22 protein-coding genes are annotated in these 22,732 nt (G+C 64.1%); 7 read left to right on the forward strand and 15 right to left on the reverse strand.

Annotation, left to right across the window (positions count from 1 at the left end; all coding sequences use genetic code 11):
* Positions 1-87: 87 nt before the first annotated feature.
* Positions 88-915 (forward strand): SDR family NAD(P)-dependent oxidoreductase, encoded by an 828-nt coding sequence (locus AC1DVW_RS20290; RefSeq protein WP_477325391.1) that lies wholly within the window; start codon positions 88-90, stop codon positions 913-915.
* A 98-nt stretch (positions 916-1,013) separates the two neighbouring features.
* Here the strand turns inward: AC1DVW_RS20290 and AC1DVW_RS20295 are convergent, their stop codons facing one another.
* The 12 genes from AC1DVW_RS20295 to AC1DVW_RS20350 form a co-directional block, all read right to left on the reverse strand.
* Positions 1,014-2,048: an ROK family protein gene (locus tag AC1DVW_RS20295; RefSeq protein ID WP_477278008.1), complete on the reverse strand. Its 1,035-nt coding sequence runs from the start codon at positions 2,046-2,048 to the stop codon at positions 1,014-1,016.
* Positions 2,048-2,770, reverse strand: a complete 723-nt coding sequence (locus tag AC1DVW_RS20300; RefSeq protein ID WP_477243192.1) for a ribulose-phosphate 3-epimerase — start codon at positions 2,768-2,770, stop codon at positions 2,048-2,050. Before AC1DVW_RS20300 ends, AC1DVW_RS20295 begins: the two co-directional genes overlap by 1 nt.
* The gene (locus tag AC1DVW_RS20305; protein ID WP_477325393.1) at positions 2,767-3,597 is read right to left on the reverse strand and encodes an alpha/beta fold hydrolase; all 831 of its coding nucleotides are present in this window, start codon (positions 3,595-3,597) and stop codon (positions 2,767-2,769) included. Before AC1DVW_RS20305 ends, AC1DVW_RS20300 begins: the two co-directional genes overlap by 4 nt.
* Positions 3,597-4,415, reverse strand: a complete 819-nt coding sequence (locus tag AC1DVW_RS20310; RefSeq protein ID WP_477325395.1) for a sugar phosphate isomerase/epimerase family protein — start codon at positions 4,413-4,415, stop codon at positions 3,597-3,599. The genes AC1DVW_RS20305 and AC1DVW_RS20310 overlap by 1 nt, the downstream gene beginning before the upstream one ends.
* Positions 4,415-5,491: a Gfo/Idh/MocA family protein gene (locus tag AC1DVW_RS20315; RefSeq protein WP_477278004.1), complete on the reverse strand. Its 1,077-nt coding sequence runs from the start codon at positions 5,489-5,491 to the stop codon at positions 4,415-4,417. The genes AC1DVW_RS20310 and AC1DVW_RS20315 overlap by 1 nt, the downstream gene beginning before the upstream one ends.
* A gap of 10 nt (positions 5,492-5,501) precedes the next feature.
* Positions 5,502-6,323: a sugar phosphate isomerase/epimerase family protein gene (locus tag AC1DVW_RS20320; RefSeq protein ID WP_477325397.1), complete on the reverse strand. Its 822-nt coding sequence runs from the start codon at positions 6,321-6,323 to the stop codon at positions 5,502-5,504.
* Between the two features lie 66 nt (positions 6,324-6,389).
* A complete protein-coding gene (locus AC1DVW_RS20325) occupies positions 6,390-7,232 on the reverse strand; it encodes a carbohydrate ABC transporter permease (protein ID WP_477325399.1) in 843 nt (280 codons plus the stop codon).
* Between the two features lie 5 nt (positions 7,233-7,237).
* Complete coding sequence (locus AC1DVW_RS20330; protein ID WP_477325401.1) at positions 7,238-8,134, reverse strand: carbohydrate ABC transporter permease; 897 nt, start codon at positions 8,132-8,134, stop codon at positions 7,238-7,240.
* Between the two features lie 139 nt (positions 8,135-8,273).
* Positions 8,274-9,521, reverse strand: a complete 1,248-nt coding sequence (locus tag AC1DVW_RS20335) for an ABC transporter substrate-binding protein (RefSeq protein ID WP_477243199.1) — start codon at positions 9,519-9,521, stop codon at positions 8,274-8,276.
* A 116-nt stretch (positions 9,522-9,637) separates the two neighbouring features.
* Positions 9,638-10,783, reverse strand: coding sequence for an ABC transporter ATP-binding protein (locus AC1DVW_RS20340; RefSeq protein ID WP_477243200.1), 1,146 nt, complete (start codon positions 10,781-10,783; stop codon positions 9,638-9,640).
* Between the two features lie 85 nt (positions 10,784-10,868).
* On the reverse strand, positions 10,869-11,819 hold the full coding sequence (locus AC1DVW_RS20345; RefSeq protein WP_477325403.1) for a PfkB family carbohydrate kinase: 951 nt from the start codon (positions 11,817-11,819) through the stop codon (positions 10,869-10,871).
* Between the two features lie 3 nt (positions 11,820-11,822).
* On the reverse strand, positions 11,823-12,623 hold the full coding sequence (locus AC1DVW_RS20350; protein ID WP_477243202.1) for an aldolase: 801 nt from the start codon (positions 12,621-12,623) through the stop codon (positions 11,823-11,825).
* 285 nt (positions 12,624-12,908) lie between these two features.
* On the opposite strand from AC1DVW_RS20350, the gene AC1DVW_RS20355 reads away from it, so the two are divergent.
* Both AC1DVW_RS20355 and AC1DVW_RS20360 read left to right on the forward strand, forming a co-directional pair.
* Positions 12,909-14,057: a Gfo/Idh/MocA family protein gene (locus AC1DVW_RS20355; protein ID WP_477325404.1), complete on the forward strand. Its 1,149-nt coding sequence runs from the start codon at positions 12,909-12,911 to the stop codon at positions 14,055-14,057.
* Positions 14,058-14,072: 15 nt separating this feature from the next.
* Positions 14,073-15,032, forward strand: a complete 960-nt coding sequence (locus tag AC1DVW_RS20360; protein ID WP_477325406.1) for an alpha/beta hydrolase — start codon at positions 14,073-14,075, stop codon at positions 15,030-15,032.
* On the opposite strand, the gene AC1DVW_RS20365 is transcribed toward AC1DVW_RS20360, so the two are convergent.
* Positions 15,029-16,051 (reverse strand): LacI family DNA-binding transcriptional regulator, encoded by a 1,023-nt coding sequence (locus AC1DVW_RS20365; protein ID WP_477277987.1) that lies wholly within the window; start codon positions 16,049-16,051, stop codon positions 15,029-15,031. The genes AC1DVW_RS20360 and AC1DVW_RS20365 overlap by 4 nt on opposite strands.
* 218 nt (positions 16,052-16,269) lie before the next feature.
* Positions 16,270-17,061 carry an IclR family transcriptional regulator gene (locus AC1DVW_RS20370; RefSeq protein WP_477243206.1) on the reverse strand — a complete coding sequence of 264 codons (792 nt, stop codon included), beginning with the start codon at positions 17,059-17,061 and terminating at the stop codon, positions 16,270-16,272.
* A gap of 240 nt (positions 17,062-17,301) precedes the next feature.
* Here AC1DVW_RS20370 and AC1DVW_RS20375 point away from each other — a divergent pair, with 240 nt between their 5' ends.
* The 4 genes from AC1DVW_RS20375 to AC1DVW_RS20390 are packed head-to-tail and all read left to right on the forward strand — an operon-like array spanning position 17,302 to position 21,811.
* Positions 17,302-18,354, forward strand: a complete 1,053-nt coding sequence (locus AC1DVW_RS20375; protein WP_477325408.1) for a substrate-binding domain-containing protein — start codon at positions 17,302-17,304, stop codon at positions 18,352-18,354.
* A 27-nt stretch (positions 18,355-18,381) separates the two neighbouring features.
* Positions 18,382-19,881, forward strand: coding sequence for a sugar ABC transporter ATP-binding protein (locus AC1DVW_RS20380; RefSeq protein WP_477325410.1), 1,500 nt, complete (start codon positions 18,382-18,384; stop codon positions 19,879-19,881).
* Positions 19,878-20,843 carry an ABC transporter permease gene (locus AC1DVW_RS20385; RefSeq protein WP_477243209.1) on the forward strand — a complete coding sequence of 322 codons (966 nt, stop codon included), beginning with the start codon at positions 19,878-19,880 and terminating at the stop codon, positions 20,841-20,843. Before AC1DVW_RS20380 ends, AC1DVW_RS20385 begins: the two co-directional genes overlap by 4 nt.
* Positions 20,840-21,811: an ABC transporter permease gene (locus AC1DVW_RS20390; RefSeq protein ID WP_477243210.1), complete on the forward strand. Its 972-nt coding sequence runs from the start codon at positions 20,840-20,842 to the stop codon at positions 21,809-21,811. The genes AC1DVW_RS20385 and AC1DVW_RS20390 overlap by 4 nt, the downstream gene beginning before the upstream one ends.
* Here the strand turns inward: AC1DVW_RS20390 and AC1DVW_RS20395 are convergent.
* A complete protein-coding gene (locus AC1DVW_RS20395; protein ID WP_477325412.1) occupies positions 21,785-22,726 on the reverse strand; it encodes an amidohydrolase family protein in 942 nt (313 codons plus the stop codon). The genes AC1DVW_RS20390 and AC1DVW_RS20395 overlap by 27 nt on opposite strands.
* Between the last annotated feature and the right edge of the window lie 6 nt (positions 22,727-22,732).

Raw genomic sequence — 22,732 nt, forward strand, 5'->3', positions numbered from 1 at the left:
CGTCGCAAGCAAGGTAGCGCTCGTCACCGGTGCCGGCATAGGTCTAAAACTATCGCATCAGATTTCGGCATCGGAGATCCATTGCCCATGACAGACCTTTCCGGCCGCAGCGCCATCGTCACCGGCGGGTTTTCCGGCATGGGCTTCGCCATTGCCACGGCCCTCGCGCAAGCCGGCGCCAATGTCGCTGTCGGTTCCTACATCGCGCCGGCCGGCGCCGACAGGTCCGATGCCGCCTACTATCCCGGCGCCGAGGAGATCGATCGTGTGCGGTCGACCCTGTCGGCCCATGGCACCAAGGTTCATGCGGCTCATCTCGATGTCCGCGACAGCGAGGTGACCAACCGGTTCTGGGCTGAAACCGAAGCCGCTATCGGCCCCGCCGACATTCTGGTCAACGCTGCCGGCACCACCGCCGAGCAGCCGGTTTGTGGTCATTCCGACGCGCTGTGGGACAAGATCGTCGACACCAATCTGAACGGCGCCTTTCGTGTCACCCGCGCCGTGTTGCCTGGCATGATCGCGCGCGGTTGGGGCCGCATCGTCAACATCGGCTCGACAGCGGCTTCCGTCGGCTGGACGGACAACCCGGCCTATTGTGCCTCCAAGGCCGGCCTTCTCGGCCTCACCCGTTGCGTGGCGCTGGAAGGGGCGGCACACGGCGTCACCTGCGTCATGATCAGCCCGACCTGGGTCGAGACCGAACTGATGCGCCGCAATGTAGCGCAGGTCGTCGAGCGCGAGGGCAAGGGGCGCACGGCCGAGGAGGCGATGGCCGAGATCGCCAGGGGCAATCCGCAGCAGCGCATGCTGCAGCCGCAGGAGATTGCGGCACTCGCCGTCTTCCTGTGCTCGGATCTGGCCAAGGGCATCACCATGGAAAACATCCAGATCACCGGCGGAGCGTTGTGGTAGCGTTTTTCCAGGATGGTTGCGGCCTTCATGGACCATCATGGCGGCCCTGTCGATGCTGGGTAGTGCCATTGGATTTGCGCACGCCGCGCAGCTTGAGCTCAGCCTTGGCTTGCCTCCCGGGCACCGGCACGTGAGGTCGTGCCGTCGTTGTTTTCATCCTGCGCCATCGCCAGCGGCGCGCCTGGTTCGCCTTCCCAAAGGATCAGGCTAGCGGCGCCGATCAGTCCGGCCTGGTTGCCAAGCTGCGCCGGCACGATAGGCACGTCGCGATAGGCCGGCATCGCCCGCTGCTGGACAACTGCCCTGATGCGCGGAGCCAAAAGGTCGAAGCCATTGGCGAGGCCGCCCCCCATGACGATCAGGTCCGGCGAATAGAGGTGAAGCAGATTGGTGAAGCCGATGCCCAGCCAGTTCGCCTCCGCGTCGACCAGCTCAAGCGCGCTGACATCGCCGGCGCGCGCAGCCTCGATCACATGCCTGGCCGAAACGTCGCCGTCCGCCGAAAGGCGCCGCAGCGCAGAGCCATCGCCAGGCGAGGTCAGCGCCGTGGCGCGCCGCCCGAGCGCGGTTCCGGAGGCGACCGCCTCGAAGCAGCCGATGGCGCCGCAAAAGCAGCGCTCGCCTTCGCCGGTGATGGTCATGTGGCCGATCTCGGCCGCCAGCCCGCGCCTGCCATGATAGATGTGACCCTCGGCAACGACGCCGCCGCCAATGCCGGTCGATACGGTGACGAACACCATCGATCCGGTGCCGCGACCTGCGCCAAAACGCCATTCGCCGAGTGCTGCCGCATTGGCGTCGTTCTCCAGCCGCACCGGCAGCCCGAAATGCTTGCCCAAAATGTCGATCAGCGGCACGTCATGCCAGCCGGCCAGCGTCGGCGGCGCAATGACGATGCCGGCCTTGGGATCGAGCGGCCCCGGCGCCCCGACGCCGATGCCAGCGACCTTGGCCTGGGGGTGCTGTGTCAGCAGCTCTCCGGCCAGCGTGATGATCTGGCCGATCACCGCTTCCGATCCCGCACCCGCCATCGTCGGCGCCGAAACATGGGCGACCACGCGGCCGCCGCTGCCGACCAGCGCGCCGCGCAGCTCCGTTCCGCCGAGATCGAAGGCGAGCGCGACCTTTGTCATCAGGCGGCGACCTTCAGCCCATGCAGCCAGGCCATGCGCTGCGCAAGGTCGGGGTCGCCGAAAGCCAGAGAGCCAAGCACCACGGTTTCGGCGCCCGCGGCGCGCAGCCGCGGCACCGTCTCGTGGCGGATGCCGCCATCGGCCGCCAGGATGATGTCGGCTTCGCGGCCGGCTTTTCGCATCAGCGCGCGTGCCTCGATCAGGCGCGGGCAGGCCTGGTCGGACAGGCCCTGGCCCTTGACGCCGATGGATGTGCCGAGCAGCGTCACGAAGGCCACTTCGGGCAGGAAGGGCGTGACGGCGCTGACGGGCGTTTCCAGCCGCAGCACCACGCCGGCCTCGACGCCGAGCTCATGCGCCAGCCGCACGGCGCGCAGGCCGGCTTCGCCATTCTCCGCATGGACGCTGATCAGGTCGGCGCCGGCCTCGATGAACTGGCGCGTCTGCTCCTCGACGATTTCCGCTTCGACCATCAGGTGCACATGGATCGGCCGCGCCGTCAGATTGGCGATGCGCGCCACCAGGTCGGGAAAGAACAGGAAACCAGGTGTGAAGCGGGCGTCTGCGACGTCGATGTGATGCAGATCGACAAAGGCATCGATGCGCTTCAGATCGCGCTCCATATTGGCGAGGTCGGCCGACCACAGCGAGAACTCGCCGAGCAGCCGGTTGCGCGGCAAGGCAGCTATGGCAGCACGGCCGGACAAGGATTTGGTGGTCATGACGCAACAAGGCTCCGAACTTTGAAGTGGGTGTGAAGGAAGGTGGTGATCTCAGCCCGCAGCTCGGCGAAATGCCTGTTGCTGTCGAGCGCCTTGGATGTGATTTCCACGAAGGTCGCGCCGGGAATGGCTGTGGCAAGCGTGTGCGCCGCCGACAGCGGATGCAGGGCATCGAGAGTGTTGCCGACGACCAGCGTGGGGAGGCCGAGCGCAGCGGCGTCGCTTGTCGAGACGCCGGGTCCATCGGCAGCGATGTCGGCGAGGACCTGCGCGAACGCTGACCCATCCGGCCGGTCGAAATAGCCGAACAGCGAGGCGAGATTGTCGGGCGCCTCGCGCCGCAGCCGTGCGGCCGTCTGCGACTGCGCGAAGATTTCTTTCGCTTTGTCGGGGCCGTAGCCGAGGATGAGGCCGGCAACCTCGGCGATCGGCCGCAGGTTCGCCGGCGCCTTGTCGAACGTCCAGGCTGGCCGCACCAGCAGCAGGCCGGCGACGCGGTGCGGGTGGCGGCAGGCGAGGTGCAACGCAATCGCCGCGCCCATCGAAATGCCGCCGGCGACGAAACGGTCGAGACCGGCCTGGTCGGCGGCGGCGAGCACATCATCGGCGAACATCTCGAAAGAGAATGGCCGGCTGCTGCCGAGTTCCGAGCTGCCGTGCCCGCGGCATTCCAGCGTGATGCGTCGGCTGGCGGCGGCGGGGAAGGATTGCAAGACCTGCCCCTCGTTGCCGCCCAGCCCATGCTGGAAGGCGACAGAGAGCCCGTCCCCGCTGTCGGAAACCCGAAGCGTGGCGCCATCGCGCAGCAAGGTGGTTGGGCGCGGCATCAGGCCAGCCCTTTCAGGAAGCGGGCGACACCGGGCGCCTCTTCGGCCGACAGCCCGTGCGTGACCAACGGTCCGTCAAAGCCTGTTGCCTTGAGCCGGGCGACGAAATCGGGGAAGTCGACGACGCCTTGGCCGGCAGTGGCGAAGCGGCCGTCGACGAAACGGTCCTTGGCGTGGGCCATGGCGAGGTGGCCGGCTGTGGCTTCGACGGCGGCAGTGACGATGGCGCGCGCCTGTCCGGCGCTCGCCTGCTCGAACAGGTTTGCCGGATCGAGCACGATGCGCAGCCGCTTCGAGCCCATCTCGGCGATGAGGCGCATGGCATCCCCGGCCGAGGTGACGATGTTGGCCTGTTCGGGTTCGATGCCGAGATCGACACCAAGGCGCTCGGCAAGTTCAAGCGCCTTTTCCATCTCGACTGCCATATCGGTCCATGCCGAGGGGTCGGCATTGTCCGGATGGTGCGCCCATTGGTCGTCACGATTGCGCGTTCCGGTGCAGAGCGTCACGAGTGGCGTGGCAAGCCTTGCGGCGGCTTCGATCACCACCGTCAGCCGGCGCAAGCCATCGGCGCGTACCTGCTTGTCCGGATGGGCCATGTTGTAGGTGCCGGAGAGCGCCACCAGGGCGACGCCTGAGGCATCGGAAGCGGCCGCAATACTGCGGATGGCGTCGTCAGGCACCGCATCCGGCATCGACGGCAGGCCGGCGCAGGCAAGGTTGAACTGGGTGACGGCAAATCCCGCTTCGCGTACCGCCGCCAGCACGCCGGCCGGTTCGCTGCCCGGAAACGTCTTGGCGAACACCCCGATCTGCATCACACCGTTCCCGTCACGGCAGCGATCTCGACGCGCTCGCCGCTTTCGACCGAGCGGGCAATCGCCACCATGGCGCGGATCGAGGCGAGGCCGTCCTCGACATTGGCGCCGCGCATCGGCTTGCCGTCGAGCACCGTCTCGGCGAGACCTTCGAGCTGGCGCCTGAAGAAATGCCCGTCGGCGCCGAGCGGCTTGCGCGAGGTCGCATCCTTCTCGTGAAAAATGTCGACCTCGCTCGCTCGGAAATACCAGGGATTGAAGGTCTTCGCGATCACCGAGCCGTTCTCGCCATAGAGCTGAAAACCTTCGTGCCAGTCCATGCGCACGGCCACTGTGAGGTCGAGATGGCCGAGCGCGCCATTGGCGAATTCGGTTTCGACGAACCAGCAATAGGCGCCGAATTTTTCGTTGAGACGCGCGCGCACCGCAACGATCTCGCCGCAGAGAAAACGCGCGGTGTCGACGAGGTGCGAGCCATGCGCCAGCATGAAATATTGCCTGAGATCGGCCTTCGGATTTCCCGCCGGCTTGCGCGCCAGTTTGCTGGTGACCGGTAGCGGCTGGATGGCGTCGGTGTTGGTGTAGCGATGGGTGGAATCGCAATACCAGGCCTTCAGCGCCAGGATCTCGCCCATCTCGTCGCGAACGAAATCGCGCGCTGCTTCCAGCGCTGGGTCGAAGCGCTTCATGTGGCCGACCTGCAGCACCTTGCCGGAGCGCTTGACTGCATCGGCGAGCTTCTGGCCTTCCTCGACCGAGACGCCGATCGGCTTTTCGCACAGAACGTGCTTGCCGGCCGCCAGCGCCTTGATCGACATCGGCACATGATAGGCGTCCGACGTCGCGACGATCACCGCCTCCAGTTGCGGGTCGGCCAGCATGGCATCGTAGTCGCCATACATCTTCTCGGGCTCATAGGTCGCGCCCATGCGCGCCAACAAATCGGGGGCGGCATCGCAGATCGCGTAGAGGTCGGCATTGCTGGCCTTCACGCAGGATTCCAGATGGGCAAATTGCGCGATCGGCCCGCAGCCGAGCACTCCCACACGAAGACGACGGTCTTGCTTGCGGATCATGGTCTCTTCCTCACGCGCCGTAGCCGCGCATGGTCTGGCGGTTGGTCTTGACCGCGGCCGCCGGGTCGGCAGCGGCGGTCTCGGATTCTTCCTCCAGCACCAGCCAGCCGTTGAAGTGTGGCGCGGTGCTGGCGATGTCGATCACCGTCTGGGTGTCGCAGACGCCCTTGCCGAGCATGGCCCAGATGCCCTGGGCATCGACGTCCTTCAAATGGACGTAGCGGATGCGATCGCGATAGGTGGTCAGCGTGTCGGCCATGTCCTTGTGGCCGCGCAGTATGTGGCCTGTGTCGGGCACCCAGCCGACCAGCGACGGATCGATCAGCCCGAAGATGCGGTCGTAGTCGGCGCGGTCGAACAGCAGCGTGTTGTGGTGCGAGCTCGGATGCATCGCAACCTGAACACCGGCCTTGCGGCCGATCTCACCGGCCTTGTTGTAGACCTCGGCCGCGACGGCGAACTTGTCGTCGCGCGGACCGTCCGACACGACGGTGGCCGAGCCCATCGACACCAGCGCGCCGGGAAAGGCGGCGGCGAAGTCGATCCAACGCTTGGCGGTATCGAGGTCGGCGCCGATCTTGTCCTTCAGCGTAAAACCGCTCTTCGAGCCGAAGGCGAAAGAGACGAGGGCAAGGCCGGACGACTTCAGCGCGGCAGCGAATTCCGCCGGCCGGTCGGCATAGCGACCGATCATCGTGTCGGTGATCTCGATGCCAGCATAGCCGCTATCGGCGATCGCCTTCAGCAGGTCGTCGGGACCACCGGCAAAGCGGTCTCCAAGCATTTCCCAGGTAAAGGTCTGGCAACCGACTTTCAGCTCTTTCACGATCATCCTTTCATTCCTTGATGCCACCTGCGTAGGTGGCCTACTCCCTCAGTTCTCCGTGGGAGGGACATCCTACTTGACCGAGCCCGCGGTCATGCCGGCGAGGAAGAACCTCTGGGCAACGAGGTAGATGATCAAGAGCGGTAGCGAGCCGAGCACGCTCATCGCCATCATCTGGTTCCATTCGAAGGCGTGCTGCCCCATCAACAGCTGGATGCCGATCGGGACGGTGCGCATCGACGTTGACTTCGTCAGCGTCAGCGCAAAGAGAAATTCGTTCCAGCACAACAGGAAGGTGTAGACCGACGTCGCAACGATACCAGGCAGTGAAATCGGGACGATCACCCGCCACAGCGCCGTCCAGCTGGTGCCGCCGTCGACAGCCACTGCCTCATCGAGATCGCGCGGCAAGGTGTTCAGATATCCCGTCATCAGCAGGATCGCGTAGGGCAGCGTGAACACCAGGTAAGTCAGGATCAGTGCGACGTAGGTGTCGAAGATGCCATACGAAACGACAAGCCCGAAGAAGGGGATCAAAAGCGTGATCGGCGGGATCGTCTGCGTGCTGATGATGAGTGTGTTGAGGCTGCCCTTGCCGCGGAAATTGAAACGGCTGAACCCATAGGCCGCCAGCAAGGCGATCAGCACCGTCAGCACGGTCACCGATCCGGCCACGAAGTAGCTGTTGAAGAAGAAGCGCAGCTTTACCGGGTCGCCAAGGATGGCCGCATACGCTTCCAGCGTGAAGGCCTTCGGCAGGACGGTTGGTGGCAGGGCAAAGATTTCGGTATTCGACTTGAACGAGCTGCTCAGCATCCAGTAGATCGGGAAGGCCGCGAAAAACAGCCCTGCGGCAAGCGCGACATGCAGCGCGACGGTGATCAGCCTGTCTTTCGGCGTGTGCCTTTTCCTCATGGTGACTACCGAGCCTTTTGATAGCGGATGTAGAACAGCGTCAGGCCGAGAGAGATCAGCAGGATGACCACGGCGCTCGCCGACGCCTGCGAGAGGTTGTAGCTCGAAAACGCCAGCTTGTAGGTGTAGGTGCTCAGCACCTCGGTTGAGTAGATCGGACCGCCGCCCGTCGTTATCCAGATCAACGGGAAGACCTGCATGGTCCAGATGAAGTCGAGCAGCGAGATACTGATAATGATCGGCATCAGCTGCGGGATAGTGATGAAGATCAGCTTCTGGTAGGCCTTCGCCCCGTCGATATCGGCGGCCTCGTAGAAATCCTTGGGAATGCCCTGCAGGCCTGCGAGCAGGCTGACCATGAAAAGCGGGTAGCCCGCCCAGATATTGGCGAAGGTGACGGCGTGCAGCGCGGTCTCGGTCGAGGAAAACCACTCGACCTTGGAACCGATGATGCCCATCTGCATGAGAATGCTGTTCACGACACCGTTCGGCTCGAGCAGGAGGCGCCAGATCACGGCGATAATCACCGCGGTGAACAGCCAGGGCAGTATGTAGAGCACGCGCAGGACATTGCGCAGCGTCGGATTGATGCGGTCGCTGTTCAGCATCAGCGCGAAGACCATGCCGATGGTCATGTGGAAGACGACACTCATGCATGTGAAGTAGAGCGTGTGCCACAGCGAAGCCCAGAAAACGGGATCGTTGAAGATCGCCTGATAGTGTTTCAGTCCGGCAAAGGACGGGTCGCGACGCAGCACCGCGCTGTTCTGGAACGAATAGCCAATCACCGTCACCATCGGCAGCAGCATCAGAAGGCCGATTATGAGGAGCGAGGGCGACAGGTAGAGATAGGGTACGACCGCTCGTTTCAGTCTATGGTGGGAGCGCTTCTGCCGGGTCATGTGCCAACCTTGGGATACACCTTCAAGAGAAGGTGAGCTTCGCAAACAGGTCCATCTCAAATTGCCGATCCGTTGTTGCCGGGTGGCCTGCCCGAAGTCAGGCCACCCGGTCGAAGATAGCAAACGGGGAACAGGCCGATCAGAATTTCGCCATCCAGCCCTTTTGCGCCGCAGCGGCCGCCTCCGCCGGCGTTTGCTCACCGGCAAGCATCTTTTGAGCCTGCACGTCGAACTGGGTCATCAGGTCTTCAGCCACCGGCAGGCCGGTGAACTCGTTGGCGAGATAGCCGGTCTTGAAGATTTCGAAAGCCTTGCCGAAAGCCTTGTCGGACGTCACGAAGTCGGGCTTGGCGTTGACGTTGCCCGGGAAGGCGTTTGCAAGCGAAACCAGCTTCGCGTTCACCTTTTCACTCATCAGATACTGGACGAGTTTCCAGGCCTCTTCCTGATGTTTCGAGCTGGCGGAGACGCCGATGCCCCAGGAGGCATAGGGAAGGCCGCGCTTGCCGTCATAGTTCTCCACGACCGGGACCGGGATGAGGTCGAAGTTCAGGTTGGGATTGCGTTTGCGGATGAGGTTCACATGCGCGAGCGAGTCGATCATCATCCCGACCCGGTTGTTGACGAATTCCTCGACCTTTTCCTGTTCGGTCTTGGTGGCGATACCGGGCGAGATGGTGCCGGCATCGTTGAGCGATTTGACAAAGGTGAGCATATCCACCACCGGCTTGCCTTCGAGGTCAGGCTTGCCGTTCGCCATCATCGATTGGCCCGAAGCCCAGACCCACGACATCAGATCGTTCTGGACTCCGCCGGGAGACTGCAGCGACAGGGGCAGCACCCAGCCATACTCGTTCTTGTCTGCATGGGTCATCTTCTTGGCGGCGTCGAGAAATTCCGCGCGGGTCGACGGCAGCTTGGTCACGCCTGCCTTGGCGGCGAGGTCCAAATTGACAAAAACCGGATAGACGAACGAAGCCACGGGAAACATCACCGCCTTGCCGTCCACCTTGATGATATCCGCGACCTGGGTCTTGTCGAACTTGCTCGCATCCATCATCGGGTTCATGTCTGCCAGCGCACCCTGCGCGTTCAGATTGTTCACCCAGGCGCCATCGAGACCGACGACGTCGCTGAGCGTTCCGGTTGCTGCGCCAACCGAGATCTGGTCTCGCGTGGTCGCGTAGGGGCCGCTGACCAGCGTCACCTTGATCCCGGGGTTTGCCGTCTCGAACTCATCCATGATTGCCCTGAGCGAGCCAGCCGGCAATTCGGGCTCCCACCATTGGGTGAATTCCAGCGTCGTGTCCGCCGCCATGGCGCTGGTTGCGCCAAGCAACCATGCGGCCGCGGCTATTTTCAGCATCGCGGGTTGTATCCGAAACATCGTTTTCTCCTCCTTTTTCAAGATCGACCGCACAATGCGAACGATCGTCTGCTCTATTCAGAAGCCTTCTTGTCTTCCGCAGGCGCCTCGCTCTCGCCTGCGTCTTCCGCAGATCTTCAGATCGCCAGATGCGTCTCGGGATCGAAGAAATGGAACTTGGTATCATCCACGGCCAACCGGATTTCCGAGCCGGAGTGGATGGCGCTGACCGGCTCGAATCTCGCCACCGCGTTCGATGCCAGGCCAAAATCGTCCACCGCGTCCGGATCGCCGGAGTCCACCCGGACCGCGTCGATGTTCAGGTGGACGATGTGTTCAGAGCCCAGCTCTTCGATCGAAGTGACCTTGGCGGGTATCGTCTGATACTTGCGGCCGGATTCGAGGCTGCTGTCATAAAGATGCTCCGGCCGTATGCCGAACACGATCTTGCGCCCCTCATAGGACCTCAGGGCGGGCCTGCCGACGAAAGCTGCATCCTGCAGCCGGATGGCGAAGCTGCCGGACATCAGTTCGTCGCCCGTCAGGGTCGCCTCGAAAAGGTTCATCGAAGGAGAGCCGATGAAGCCGGCAACGAACGCGTTCACCGGCGATTCATAGAGTCTCTTGGGTGTGTCGACCTGCTGCAGCACGCCGCCTTTCAACACCGCGACCCTGTCGCCCATCGTCATCGCTTCGATTTGGTCGTGGGTCACGTAGATGGTCGTTACGCCGAGCTGCTTTTGCAGGCTGGTGATTTCGGCGCGCATCTGCACGCGCAGTTTCGCATCCAGGTTGGAAAGGGGTTCGTCCATCAGAAAGGCGGCCGGCTCGCGCACCATGGCGCGGCCCATCGCAACCCGTTGACGCTGTCCGCCTGAGAGGTTCGCGGGTTTGCTGTCCAGCAAAGACGTCAGCTGAAGCGTTTTGGCGATCTCGTCCACGCGCTTCTTGCGCTCGGCCTTCGGCTTGCCTGCCAGCCGCATCGAAAAGGCGATGTTTTCGAACACCGTCATATGCGGGTAAAGCGCATAGCTCTGGAAGACCATCGCGATGTCGCGGTCCTTGGGCGGCATGTCGACGACGTCGACTCCGCCGATCCGAAGGCTGCCGCTGGTGATGTCCTCCAATCCCGCGATCATTCGCAACGCGGTGGATTTGCCGCAGCCGGACGGCCCGACGAGAATCAAGAACTCGCCGTCCTCGACCAATAGGTTCAATTGGTCGATTGCGCGAAAATTGTTCCCGTAGGTTTTGCAGATATTCTCAAGAATGACTTCTGCCATATTCCTCCCTCCACAAGTCTAAGCCACTGATTTTTATGATTACTATCGGCTTGTGTTCACCTGCGAAATATTTCCTTGTTTCACGCTATGTTCCAGTATCGAGCTGCGCATATCTCAGTTCGACTGCAGACGGCGCGCTCGTCGATGCCAGCAGTTCCGTGACCTGGTCGTAGGTAGGAAGCGCCTCGCGCCCGCCACGCCCCGTTATCGAAAGGGCCGCCGCTGCGGCCGCGAATGCCACCCGGCCTGCGGTGTCGGCTCCGCGCGTCAACGCATGGGCATAGGCGCCGTGAAAGCAGTCACCAGCGCCAGTCGAGTCGACGACGACAACCCGGTGCGGGGGCAGGTGCCAGAGACCTCTGTCTTCACGCCCGCGATAGCACACGCCCCTGCCACCATCGGTCAGAACCACGGCGCTCCGCGACGGCAACCACAATGCATCGAGTATCTCGGCGGGCGATCGGCACCCCGTGGCAGTCCGCGCAAAGCCGAGGGGAAGAATGAGATGGTCGCAGAGCGCGATCAGCAGCTCCGTGGCTGCGCCGCTGCTCCATTCGATATCGCCGAGGATGGCGAGGCCGAGATCGCGAGCCCGAGCCACGACATCCAGCGACCGGATCGCGTAGCTATCGACGATCAGGACGGTCGCGCGGCTGAGGATATCGTCCGGAAAGTCCGGAGCGGTGCCCAGCATCGCATCGTCGTCATACGCGATGAACCGTTCCCCGTCCGAGCCGACGGTGATGCGCGAGCGTACCGGACGCGCGTCGGGATGGCGCGGCGCGAACGCCGTTTCAACACCGCTCGCAACGAGATCGCACAGCACGACGTCGTCAGCGGCACTGCCAAGCCATCCGACGAACCCGGCGGTTCCGCCGAGCCGCACGACGGCAGCCAGTGCCGTCGCGACATTTCCCCCGAAAGCGCGGGCGCTCTGCAGAACCTTCCCCTTGCCCGCCGACAACGGCTGATCGACATAGACGATGTCGTCGATGGCAATAGCGCCGAAGCCGAGGATCGAGGGGACGGTGGGCATCGTTCAGGCACCCGCCTTCGCCAGCGCGTCTTGCGCCGAAAGGCCGTCATGGATGACGCCCCGGAAGGCAAGCGCTGCCTTCTGCGGATCGCCATGCCCCCAGAGATTGCGGCCGACAACGGCACCGCGTGCGCCGGCACGAATGGCGTCCGCCGTCTGCTGAAGCGCGCCGAGCAGCGTGTCGGTCTTCGGACCACCCGCGATCACAACCGGCACCGGGCAGGTCCGGACGGTCTCTCGGAACGATTCGAAATCGCCCGTGTAGCCGATCTTGATCACGTCGACGCCGGACTCGTAGCCGATGCGCGCCGCATAGGCGATCTCGTCGGGGGTGAAGACGATTTTTGCGCCGTCGGTGAAATCGCGAGGGTAGATATGCGCCACCACAGGCATGCCGTAGCGGGCCGCTGCATTTACCGAATCGGTCAGCCAGCGTATGTATTTGCCCTCGGTCGCGCCGCGCACCGGAATGGCCACGGCCAACGCATCGGCCCCCGCGCGCACCGCATCCTCGGGCGTTGCGATCAACTCGCTGATGCGATCGTCCGCAGTGAAGCAGCCCGCCTGAATCACCAGGGAAGCTTTGCCCGCATATTGCGGCCACAGATGGCGAGCGGTGCCAGGCTGGATGCTGACATAGTCGGGTTTGCCCGCCATGACACGTGCGAGCGCACCCGGCAGGTCGGCAAGGCCGCCTTTGCGCACGTCGCCATAGCCGACGAAGTGGTCGACCGCGCCGCCAAAAAGGTTCCCCGATGGATGCGAGAAGAGGCGCGCAAGACGCACTTTGGTTCCTAGGCTCATGAGTGCAAAATTCCCTGATCGTTTGATTTCAAAACCCTGGATCCAGTGTTTCCAGTGCGCGCATGACCCACGGGCTTCGAGCCGGAGACCGGCCCTTTCGTCACGTCTGTCATTTTCTCCTCCTGGCGCTGGCAGCCTCCCAATATCGGGCCAGCGTTCTCTCATGTTCTATAAAAATTTTACGCGCGTCAACATTTAAAATGCTGTATAGCGGTTTTCGAGCGGGACCGGCTGCTGGTGCAACGGGACAGCCAGTGTATCATGCGTTGGGAGGTGAGACTGAAAATGCAAGCAAAATCAAAGGCGAAGCTCGGCATCGGCGTCATCGGATGCGGCAACATCTCGATGACCTACCTGCGCAATGCGGCGCTCTTCGGCGGCGTCGAGCTACGTGCCTGCGCCGACATTTCCACAGAGCTGGCGGCGCTGCGCGGCCGCGAATACGGCATCCGGGCGGTCAGCGTCGATGCGCTTCTGGCCGATCCCGAGATCGACCTTGTGCTCAACCTGACCATCCCGTCGGCGCATTTCGACGTCTCGTTTTCAGCGCTCTCGGCGGGAAAGCACGTCTTCACCGAGAAGCCGCTGGCGACCTCGGCCAGCGATGGCCGTCGCCTCGTCACCGAGGCGGCGCAGCGCGGTCTGCTGCTGGGCTCGGCGCCGGATACGTTTCTTGGCGCCGCCGGCCGGCGGGCGCGCCGCCTGATGGACGAGGGCGCGATCGGTCGCGCCGTGACCGGCACCGCCTTCATGATGGGGCGCGGCATGGAGCACTGGCATCCTAATCCGCAATTCTACTACCAGCCCGGGGGCGGCCCGGTCTTCGACATGGGTCCCTATTACCTGACCATGCTGGTCAACCTGCTCGGGCCGGTGGCGCGCGTCATGGCGATGGCGACACGCGGCCAGGAAGAGCGGCTGATCACTGCCGAAGGTCCTTACAAGAACACCAGCTTCAAGGTCGGCACGCCGACCAATATCCTGTCACTGCTGGAATTTCGCTCGGGCGCCACGGTCACCTTCGGCGCATCATGGGACGTCTTCAAGCACTCCAACCACCCGATCGAGTTGCACGGCACCGAAGGCTCGCTGAGGCTGCCGGATCCCGACACGTTCGGCGGCACCGTTTCGCTTTCGGAGCGCGGCGCCGATTGGGCCGACTTCGCCAGCGAGAGCGAACTCTACGGCGCGCGCAACTGGCCTTACGCCGCGCCCGACCGCGCCAACTACCGCATGCTCGGGGTCGCCGATCTGTCGCGTGCGCTTGCGACGGGCAGAAGGCCGCGTGCATCCGGCGACCTTGCGCTGCATGTGCTCGAGATCATGGAGGCGATCCTCGCTTCGGGCGAAAGCCGCGGCTCGGTCGCCGTCAACGGCACGGTCGATCAGCCGCCGCTGCTTGGCGAGGACGAGGCGAAGAGCCTGCTTGCCTGAGTGAGATTGCCGTTCATGACACCATCGCCTTCGCCCTTGCTCGATCCGCAAGCCCGCCATGTACTCTACCTCGGCCGCCAGGCGCCCGCGCCGCCGTTCGAGACCGGCACGCCCGAGGAGGCGCGCCGCGCCTATTTGGAGGGCCTTCCGACCATGCAAGGCGAGCGCGAACCGGTCGCTTCGCTGAGCGAACCTACCATCGCCGGCCCCGGCGGCCCGTTGCCGCTCAGGATCTATCGCGGCCAGGGAGCGGCGGCAGCCGGTGCGCCAGCGCTGCTCTATCTGCATGGCGGTGGCTGGGTGATCGGCAATCTCGACTCGCATGACGAGATCTGTCGCTGGTTTGCCAACATGGCGGCCTGCGTCGTCGTCTGTCCCGACTACCGGCTGGCGCCTGAGCACAAGTTTCCTGCCGCCGTCGAGGATTGCCGCGCGGCGCTGGCCTTCATGCAGAGCGAGGCCGAGGCTCTCGGCATCGACGCAAAACGGATCGCTATCGCCGGCGACAGCGCCGGCGGCAACCTCGCCACTGTGCTTTGTTTGATGGCGCGCGGGGACAAAGATCCGCCGGTGGCGCAATTGCTGTTCTATCCGAACACCGATGCCGCGCAGGGGGCCGACAGCTACCGTCGTTTTGCCGAGGGCAACGGCCTCACCGCGGCAACCATGGCTTGGTTCCGTGATCACTATGTCAGCCATGCCAGCGATATCGACGACTGGCGCGTGTCGCCGCTGAAAGCCGCCAGCCTTGCCGGCGCAGCACCTGCCTTTGTCGCCATCGCCGGTCATGACATTCTCGCCGACGAAGGCGAGGCTTATGCTAGGCGTCTGCAAGATGACGGCGTGCCAGTCGTGTTGCGCCGCTGGCCCGGCCAGATCCACGGCTTCGTCTCGATGGGCCGCCATGGTCCCGCGTCGCGAGAGGCGGTCAGTGCCGCGGTTGCCGCGTGGCGCGGCTTCGATGGAGCAGCCTAGGCCGACTGACGCATCACCAAGGTCGCGTCGAGATTGACCTTGGCGGCAACCGCCGCGCCATCCTCGTTCAGCAAGGCCAGCAGCGTCTCGACACTGCGCCCGGCCATGGCGGCAAAATCCTGCGCCATGGTGGTCAGGCCGGGGCAGGTGTAGCGGCTCAGCGGATGATCGTCATGGGCCGCGACACGCAGGTCGCAATCGCCCTTGCGGCCGACCTTGAGACCTTGCGCGAAAGCGGCCGCCATCACGCCGAAGGCGAGACGGTCGTTGTTGCACAGGATGGTCTTGCCCGGCAGGCCGCCATTGCCGAGCATCTTTTCCATCTGCTCGTAGCCAATCCGTTCGAAGTCCCATGTGTAGTCGTCGATGTTGCCGATGACGACGGGCTCGTGTCCGAGCCGCTTCATCGAGGCGACATAGCTCTTCAGCCGTTCCGGCGAATTGTGGTTGACGTGCGGAATATCGAAATAAACCGGGGCGTCGCCGGACCGGCAGAGATAGTCGACGATGGTCGAGACACTCTGGCTGTTGTTGTTGCCGACGAAGGGCGTGCCGCCTTCGAGATAGGTGTCAAAATAGACGACGGGTATGGCCTGCGTCAGCTTCTCCAGCGTGCGATGGTCCGAACGCAGGCCAAGCGGCGCGATCAGCGCGCCGGAAACTTTCAAGGAGAGGATGGTTCGCGTCGCCTCCACTTCGAGTTCGCGCGAGCCGTGCGAGGAGATGACGATCGGCCAGTAGCCTTCGTCGCGCAGCCGAAGTTCGATGCGGCTGACCATCTCCGAATAGAAGGGATCGGCAACCGTCGGCACCATGATGCCGATGCTGCGCGTCCGCTTGCGGTTGAGGTTGCGGGCAAACAGATTGGGCTGGTAGTCGGAGGAACGCAGCGCCTCTTCGATCCGCCGCCGCGTCGCCGGCTTGACGCTGGTCGGATCGTCGAAATATTTCGACAGGGTCGGCCGGGAGACGCCGCAGGAGCGGGCAAAATCCTCCATCGTCTTGTGCGTTATCGGCATCAAACCCTCGCGGCACGGACATCCAGTATCTGGTCGCCTCGGCGCCGCCCCATGCCTCTACATACGGTGCGCCGGCTTGCAACTGCAAGGCGAAATTTTACAGACAATTTCGATAGTTTCCATGCGTAAATTTATTATTTGACGCGAAAAAGCACAAGCCGCATTTCACAGGGCAGCGGATGAACCGCGCTTCTGGGCAAAGGCTCGGTCGTTGTGTGCTAGCTTCCGGCCAGCGACAGCCCGCGGGCGCGCTCGCGCAGCAGCGCAAGCAGCTCGGTCCGCCGCGCTTCCGGCGTGTCGACGGGCAACACGAAACACAGTGTCCTGTTGATGGCGCCGTGGCCGTCATGGATGGGGGCCGCCATGCACCAGGTGAAGCGGTCGGCCAGCGCGGCGGTTTCGCTGAAACCTTGCCGGTGCGCCGTGGCGACGTCGGCAAAGAACTCGGCCGGCGCAATGACGCGGCCGTCGGGAAGCTTGTAGTCGCCTGGCGGAATGAAGTCCTTCAGCTCCTGTTCGCTCATATGGCCGAGCAGCAGCCGTCCCGACGCCGTCCACGGGATCGGCACCTCGACCCCGACATCGCTCGAAATGCGGAACGGGCCGGGCGAGTCCCGGCAATCGAGGACGACATATTTGTTGCCGCGCAGGCCGCACAACTGGACGGTCTCGCCGGTCTCGGCGGCCAGCCTGTCGAGGGTCTCGAGGATGCGCCGGTAGTGGGCGTTGTGGTGCGAATAGGCCCAGCCGAACAAATGCATCGCCCGTCCGAAATAGACGTAGCCTTCCGAGCCGACATTTTCGAGCATCTCGGCTTCGAGCAAGCTGTTGACGATCTCGTAGGTGGTCGAACGCGGCGCGCCGATCATCTTGGCGATGTCGCCGACGCGCATCGGCGCGCGGTGCCTGAGCAGCGCCTCGAGCAGCATGATGACGCGGTCGATGCCGCGGCGGCGTTCGCTATTGCGCGGCTCGGCGCCGGCTTCGGTTTCGATCACGCCATCGCTCATCTCAGCCGCATCCGCACAAAATCATTTCAGCCCTCGTCTCAAGACGCTTGAAAGATGTCAAGGCTCGGACTAGCATCCCATTTGTCCGATATACAGACATGATGTCTGAAATACCAGACAAACTAACGAGCCTGACGCAGAAAGTCCCGACGAAAAACAGGCGGTTTCCGAACTCGGAAACCGGTGGGTTTCTTCGTCTCGACCAGCCGTGTCCGGGCATAACTTCAGAAGGGAACAATCATGATGAAATCATCGTTTTTCGCATCCGTCAGCGCCCTTTGCCTCGGTCTCGTCCTGGGCCTCGGCGCCGCCTCGCAGGCCAACGCCGCCGCCAACTGCATCAAGGGCGACCGCAAGGCGCCGTACACGATCGGCTGGGCCAACATCTATTCCGTGCCGACCTGGATGAAGCAGACGCAAGGCACGATCGAAGCCGAAGTCGAGACCCTGAAGAAACAGGGACTGGTCGACAAGCTCGTCGTCACCGACGCCCAGGGCGACGCCAACGTCCAGATCCAGCAGATCCAGTCGATGATCGACTCCGATGTCGACGCCATCATCCTGATCGCCGGTTCGTCGACCGCGCCGGCGCGCGTGCTGGCCGACGCCTGCGCCAAGGGCATCGCCATCATCAACTTCGACAGCCTCGTCGACACCGACAAGGTCACCGCCAAGGTCAACACCGATTCCTCCCAGTGGGGTGACCAGGCGGCCAAGTTCCTGATCGACGCCATCGGCGGCAAGGGCAAGATCCTCATCCTCAACGGCCCGGCCGGCGTTTCGGTCAGCGACGACAGACGCAAAGGCGCCGACGCTGCGCTCAAGGCTCATTCCGATGTGACGGTGCTTGCCGAGACCAACACGCCTTACAATGTCGCGCCGGCCCAGGAAGCCGTCACCAGCCTGCTCTTCGCCAACCCTGAGATCGACGGCATCCTGTCGCTCGGCGGCGCCCTGTCGGCCGGTGCCGTGCTCGCCCTCGACAAGCAGGGCCGCGACCAGGTGCCGATCACCGGCGAGAACGCCCGTCAGTTCCTCGAACTGTGGAAGGAAAAGGGCCTGAAGAGCTGGGCGACGATGCAGCCGAATTGGCTCGGCGCCTTCGCCACCTACACCGCCGTCCAGGCGCTGGAAGGCAAGGACGTGCCGGCTTTCGTCAAGATCCCGCTGCCGGTCATCGACAATTCCAACATCGACGAATACCTCGCCCGGGCCAAGGATTTCCCGGCTGACGGCTACATCTATTCGCCCTACGATGAGGAGCTGTTCAAGAAGCTGCTGGCCCAGAAATAAGCCTGAAGGGTTGTAGCATTGACAACCATGGCTCCGCTGCTCGCGGCGCGGGGGGTGTCGAAGTCCTTCTTCGGCAACCCCGTCCTGCGCGACGTTTCCATCGCTCTCCAGCCGGGCCGCGTGCATGCGCTGCTCGGCGAGAACGGCGCCGGAAAGTCGACCTTGATCAACCTGTTGTCAGGCGCGCTGCGCCCGGACGGCGGGACGATCGAGGTCGATGGACGCGCGGTCTCGCGCATGACCCCGGCTGTTGCGCGGCAGGCCGGGATCGCCGTCGTTCAGCAGGAACTCAGCCTGACGGCCAGTCTGTCCATCGCCGAAAACATCGGGCTCGGCGCCTATCCCAGGCGGTTCGGCCTGGTCGACTATCGCGAGCTCGCCGCGCGGGCCAGGGCCGCGTGCGATCTTGTCGGGCTGCACGAGCCGCTGTCGACGCCTGTCGGGCATCTGTCGCTCGGCCGCCGGCAGATGGTGGAGATCGCCAAGGCACTCTACCGCCGGCCGCGCGTGCTCATTCTCGACGAGCCGACGTCGTCGTTGTCGGCAACCGAAACGAAGATCCTCACCGACTTGCTGCAGCGTTTGCGCAGCGAAGGCATAGCCATTCTCTACATCTCGCATCGGCTGAACGAAGTCATGGCGCTGTGCCAGCACGTCACGGTTCTTAAGGACGGTTCTTGCACGGCCGACCGCACCCTGGAAGGAACCGACGCCGCCGGACTGGTGCGGCTGATGGTCGGCCGCGATCCGGGTGACCTCTTTCCGCGTTGGCAGCCTTCGGCCTCACCTGCCGACGCCATCTCTGTCCGCAAATTTGCAGCCGGCCTGATGCATGACGTCGATCTCGACATCAAGACGGGCGAGGTGCTTGGCATCGGCGGCCTGGTCGGGCAAGGCCAGGAAGATCTGCTGCTCGGCGTCTATGGCGCCATTCCGGCACGCACGGCATCGGCGACCGTCAACGGCGCGTCGGGCCTGCCCGGCGGCGTGCCGAAAGCCAACGCAGCCGGCCTCGCCTATGTGCCGGCCGACCGCAAGCGCGAAGGCCTGCATTTGATTCATCCCATCATCACCAACATGATGCTGCCGGCCTTCGCCAGGCTGCCAGCGCTGAAGCTGCGCAGCCGCCGTGCCGAGCGCGAGACGGCCAAAGGCCTTGCCGCCCAGCTCGGCATCAAGGGCGACCTTGGCCGTGCGGCGCAGGCGCTGTCGGGCGGCAACCAGCAGAAGGTGGCGCTGGCCAAATGGATGCCGCACGACCCGCTCGTGCTTCTCCTCAACGATCCGACGCGCGGCGTCGATGTCGAAACCAAGCGTGAGATCTACATGATGCTTCGCAACTTCGCCGCCGCCGGCAAGGCGGTGGTGCTGCTCAGTTCCGACACGCCCGAACTGGTGCACCTTTGCGACCGGGTCGCCGTCGTCCGCGACGGCCGCATCGTCGCCATGCTCGAACGCGAAGCGCTGAGCGAGGAAGCCATCGTTTCCGCGGCGATGGGCGCCGAACAGCGGAAGGTTGCGGCATGAACACAGCGCCTTCCGCACGACAGACCGGCGCGCTCTACTGGCCGGTTCAGCTGCGCCGCAATGTCGGCGTGCGCAGCCTGTTTGCCGTCGTCCTGGTGTTTCTCGTCGCCTATGGGTTCCTCTTTCCCGGCCTGTTCACCGCCTCCGGTTTCGCCAAATTCACCCAGAGCTGGTTTCCATTGGCGCTAGTCGCCATGGCGCAGGCGATCCTGATGCTCACCGGCGGCATCAGCCTGGCGATTGGTGCGACGGTCAGCCTCGGCGCGGTCATCGCCGCGACGACGATGGCCGGGCCGCTGGGCGTGGCCGGCGGCACTGCTGCGGTGGCGCTGACCGGCCTCGGCATTGGCGCCGCCACCGGCTTCATCGTGGTGCGGCTTCGCCTGCCGGCAATCGTGGTGACGCTCGCCGGTTCCTTCATCATCGGCGGCGCCGCACTGCTCATCCTGCCGCGGCCTGGCGGCGCCATTCCGGCGTGGTTGTCTGACTTGCTTGCCGGCAACACGCCGGCCGCATTCGTGTTGCTGGTGCTCATCGTTTTGCTGTGGAAGCTCTATCTCGCCACACCGCTTGGCTTGAGCCTCTATGCCGCCGGCGAGAATCCGGTCGGCGCCTATCGCTCCGGCGTGCCGGTCGATGGCGCGCGCATCGCCGCCTACGCGATCAGCGGTCTGCTCTCCACCGGCGCCGGCCTGTTCGTCGCCGCACAGACCGGTTCAGGCGACCCGGTCATCGGTGCGGCCTTCACGCTGAATTCGATTGCCGCTGCCGTGCTCGGCGGCATCGGCTTCCTCGGCGGCCAGGGCACGATGCGCGGCGCGCTTGCGGGCAGCCTGCTGCTCAGCCTGATGATCAGCGTCATGTTCTTCCTCGGCTTCACGCCGGTCGCCCAATATGTCGCGCAGGGCCTGATCATCATCGGCGCGGTCGCCATCCCGCAATTCCGCAAGGTGCAGCAATGACAGCATGGAATGAGAGCGCAGGCGGCAAGCGCGCCGTGACGATCATGCGCAGCCGGCCGTTCCTGACAATTGCCATCGTTGCCGCGGTCTGGATCGTGGCGAGCTTCGTTTCGCGCGGCTTCGGCGCCTACGGCCATTTGCGGTACCTCGTCGAGCTCGGCGCCGTCATCGGCCTGGTGGCTGCAGGCCAGACCTTCGTGGTGATCGCCGGCGGCATTGACCTTTCCGTCGCGGCCATCGTCACCGTCAGCGCCGTCAGCCTGCCTTTGCTATCGTGGCAGGCTGATCCGACTGGCCTCACCGCCATCCTTACCGTTCTGGTGTTGACCACGGCAATCGGCCTGGTCAACGGGCTCGGCGTCGCGCTGCTGCGCGTCCACCCGATGATCATGACACTGGCCATGGCGACATTCCTGCAAGGCCTTCTGATCATAATCGCCGGCGGCAGCGCGGTGACCGCCGAGAATCCGCTCGTTCACTGGCTCGGCAATGGCCGGCCGGCCGGCATTCCGGCCGGCGTGCTGTTGTGGATGGTGGTCTCCGTCATCGTGCTGACGACGATGCATGCGACATCGCTCGGCGCCCGGATCTTCGCCATGGGCGCCAATCCGCTCGCCGCGGCCCTATCCGGGGTTCCGGTCACGTCAACGACACTCGCAGTCTACGGCATCAGCGGCTTCTGTTCGGGGCTTGCCGGCGTGCTGGTCCTAGGCATGAACGGACAGGGCTATGTCGGCATCGGCGATCCCTATCTGCTCGCCTCGATTGCCGCCGTGGTGCTCGGCGGCACCTCGATCCTCGGTGGGCTCGGCACCTATGCCGGCACCATCCCCGGAGCCATCCTGCTGGTCACCATCACCGCGCTGATCACCGTCGTCAACGCGTCGCCCGGGTGGCGCAGCATCCTGTTCGGCTCGCTGATCCTCGGCCTGCTGCTGCTCTCAGGCCGGGAGCAGGCGCGCCGATGACACATCGTCCAGCCGGTAGATGCGCTTTGCATTGCCGAAGAACAGCGCCGTCTGTTCGTCGGCGGAAAAGTCCACTGTGATGGTCTTGAAGCCATCATATATGTCATCGAACGATGCATGCAGGCCGGCGACCGGAAAGTCGCTGCCGAACATGGCGCGCCCGGTGCCGAAGCAGTCGATGCAGTGCAGGACCACCGGCCGCAAACTGTCGAGCGTCCAGTCATGATCGTAGGCGACCAGGTCCGATATCTTGATGGCGACGTTGTCGCGCTCCGCCAGAAGCCGCAGCCCGTCGCGCCATCTCCGCATACCGTCGGCGTCGCGGTCGATCGGACTGCCACAATGGTTGAGAACGAATTGCTGGTCGGGGAAGGCGGCCGCAAGCCGCGCCGCGTCGCCGAGCTGGCGCGGAAACACCATCAGGTCGAAGGCAAGCCGGTGAAGGCCAAGCAAGGACAGGCCGGCGCGCCAGGCCGGATCGTCCATGATGCTGTCGCGGGCGGCAAAGCGGCGAGCGGGATCAGGGTCCCAGCTCAATATGTCACGCACACCGACGACACGCTCGAATGCCACTTGCGCCTCAAGCAGCGCCGGCGCCTGGCGGTCGGCAAGCGGCACGTGAACGACGTAGCGGGCGGCGACGCCGCGCGATTTGTCGAGTGTTTCCAGCCAGCGCGTTTCACCGACACAGTCGTCACACGCCCAGCCGGCTTCGACATGCACCGTGGCGACGACATTGTGCCCTATTGCGTCGCGCGCATAATCCTGCGGCAGATAGTTACGCCGCAACGGATCAAGCTCGCCCAGGCCGCCGCGCTCGCCGGCCGTGGCGGTGAGCCAGGGATGCCGTCCCAGGCCGAGATCCCACAGATGATGATGGGCGTCGATGATCGGTCCGGCGTAAGGTACTGGCACGCGTCT

This window comes from Mesorhizobium sp. P3_B5, assembly GCF_056402815.1.

Coding starts and splice junctions, on each gene's coding strand:
- AC1DVW_RS20380 (WP_477325410.1), top strand. CDS start 18,382: ATGGCTCCGCTGCTCGCGGCGCGGGGGGTGTCGAAGTCCTTCTTCGGC.
- AC1DVW_RS20355 (WP_477325404.1), top strand. CDS start 12,909: ATGCAAGCAAAATCAAAGGCGAAGCTCGGCATCGGCGTCATCGGATGC.
- AC1DVW_RS20330 (WP_477325401.1), bottom strand. CDS start 8,134: ATGACCCGGCAGAAGCGCTCCCACCATAGACTGAAACGAGCGGTCGTA.
- AC1DVW_RS20375 (WP_477325408.1), top strand. CDS start 17,302: ATGATGAAATCATCGTTTTTCGCATCCGTCAGCGCCCTTTGCCTCGGT.
- AC1DVW_RS20365 (WP_477277987.1), bottom strand. CDS start 16,051: ATGCCGATAACGCACAAGACGATGGAGGATTTTGCCCGCTCCTGCGGC.
- AC1DVW_RS20320 (WP_477325397.1), bottom strand. CDS start 6,323: ATGATCGTGAAAGAGCTGAAAGTCGGTTGCCAGACCTTTACCTGGGAA.
- AC1DVW_RS20385 (WP_477243209.1), top strand. CDS start 19,878: ATGAACACAGCGCCTTCCGCACGACAGACCGGCGCGCTCTACTGGCCG.
- AC1DVW_RS20340 (WP_477243200.1), bottom strand. CDS start 10,783: ATGGCAGAAGTCATTCTTGAGAATATCTGCAAAACCTACGGGAACAAT.
- AC1DVW_RS20315 (WP_477278004.1), bottom strand. CDS start 5,491: ATGATCCGCAAGCAAGACCGTCGTCTTCGTGTGGGAGTGCTCGGCTGC.
- AC1DVW_RS20390 (WP_477243210.1), top strand. CDS start 20,840: ATGACAGCATGGAATGAGAGCGCAGGCGGCAAGCGCGCCGTGACGATC.
- AC1DVW_RS20290 (WP_477325391.1), top strand. CDS start 88: ATGACAGACCTTTCCGGCCGCAGCGCCATCGTCACCGGCGGGTTTTCC.
- AC1DVW_RS20350 (WP_477243202.1), bottom strand. CDS start 12,623: ATGAGCCTAGGAACCAAAGTGCGTCTTGCGCGCCTCTTCTCGCATCCA.
- AC1DVW_RS20360 (WP_477325406.1), top strand. CDS start 14,073: ATGACACCATCGCCTTCGCCCTTGCTCGATCCGCAAGCCCGCCATGTA.
- AC1DVW_RS20295 (WP_477278008.1), bottom strand. CDS start 2,048: ATGACAAAGGTCGCGCTCGCCTTCGATCTCGGCGGAACGGAGCTGCGC.
- AC1DVW_RS20335 (WP_477243199.1), bottom strand. CDS start 9,521: ATGTTTCGGATACAACCCGCGATGCTGAAAATAGCCGCGGCCGCATGG.
- AC1DVW_RS20305 (WP_477325393.1), bottom strand. CDS start 3,597: ATGCCGCGCCCAACCACCTTGCTGCGCGATGGCGCCACGCTTCGGGTT.
- AC1DVW_RS20325 (WP_477325399.1), bottom strand. CDS start 7,232: ATGAGGAAAAGGCACACGCCGAAAGACAGGCTGATCACCGTCGCGCTG.
- AC1DVW_RS20310 (WP_477325395.1), bottom strand. CDS start 4,415: ATGCAGATCGGGGTGTTCGCCAAGACGTTTCCGGGCAGCGAACCGGCC.
- AC1DVW_RS20345 (WP_477325403.1), bottom strand. CDS start 11,819: ATGCCCACCGTCCCCTCGATCCTCGGCTTCGGCGCTATTGCCATCGAC.
- AC1DVW_RS20370 (WP_477243206.1), bottom strand. CDS start 17,061: ATGAGCGATGGCGTGATCGAAACCGAAGCCGGCGCCGAGCCGCGCAAT.
- AC1DVW_RS20300 (WP_477243192.1), bottom strand. CDS start 2,770: ATGACCACCAAATCCTTGTCCGGCCGTGCTGCCATAGCTGCCTTGCCG.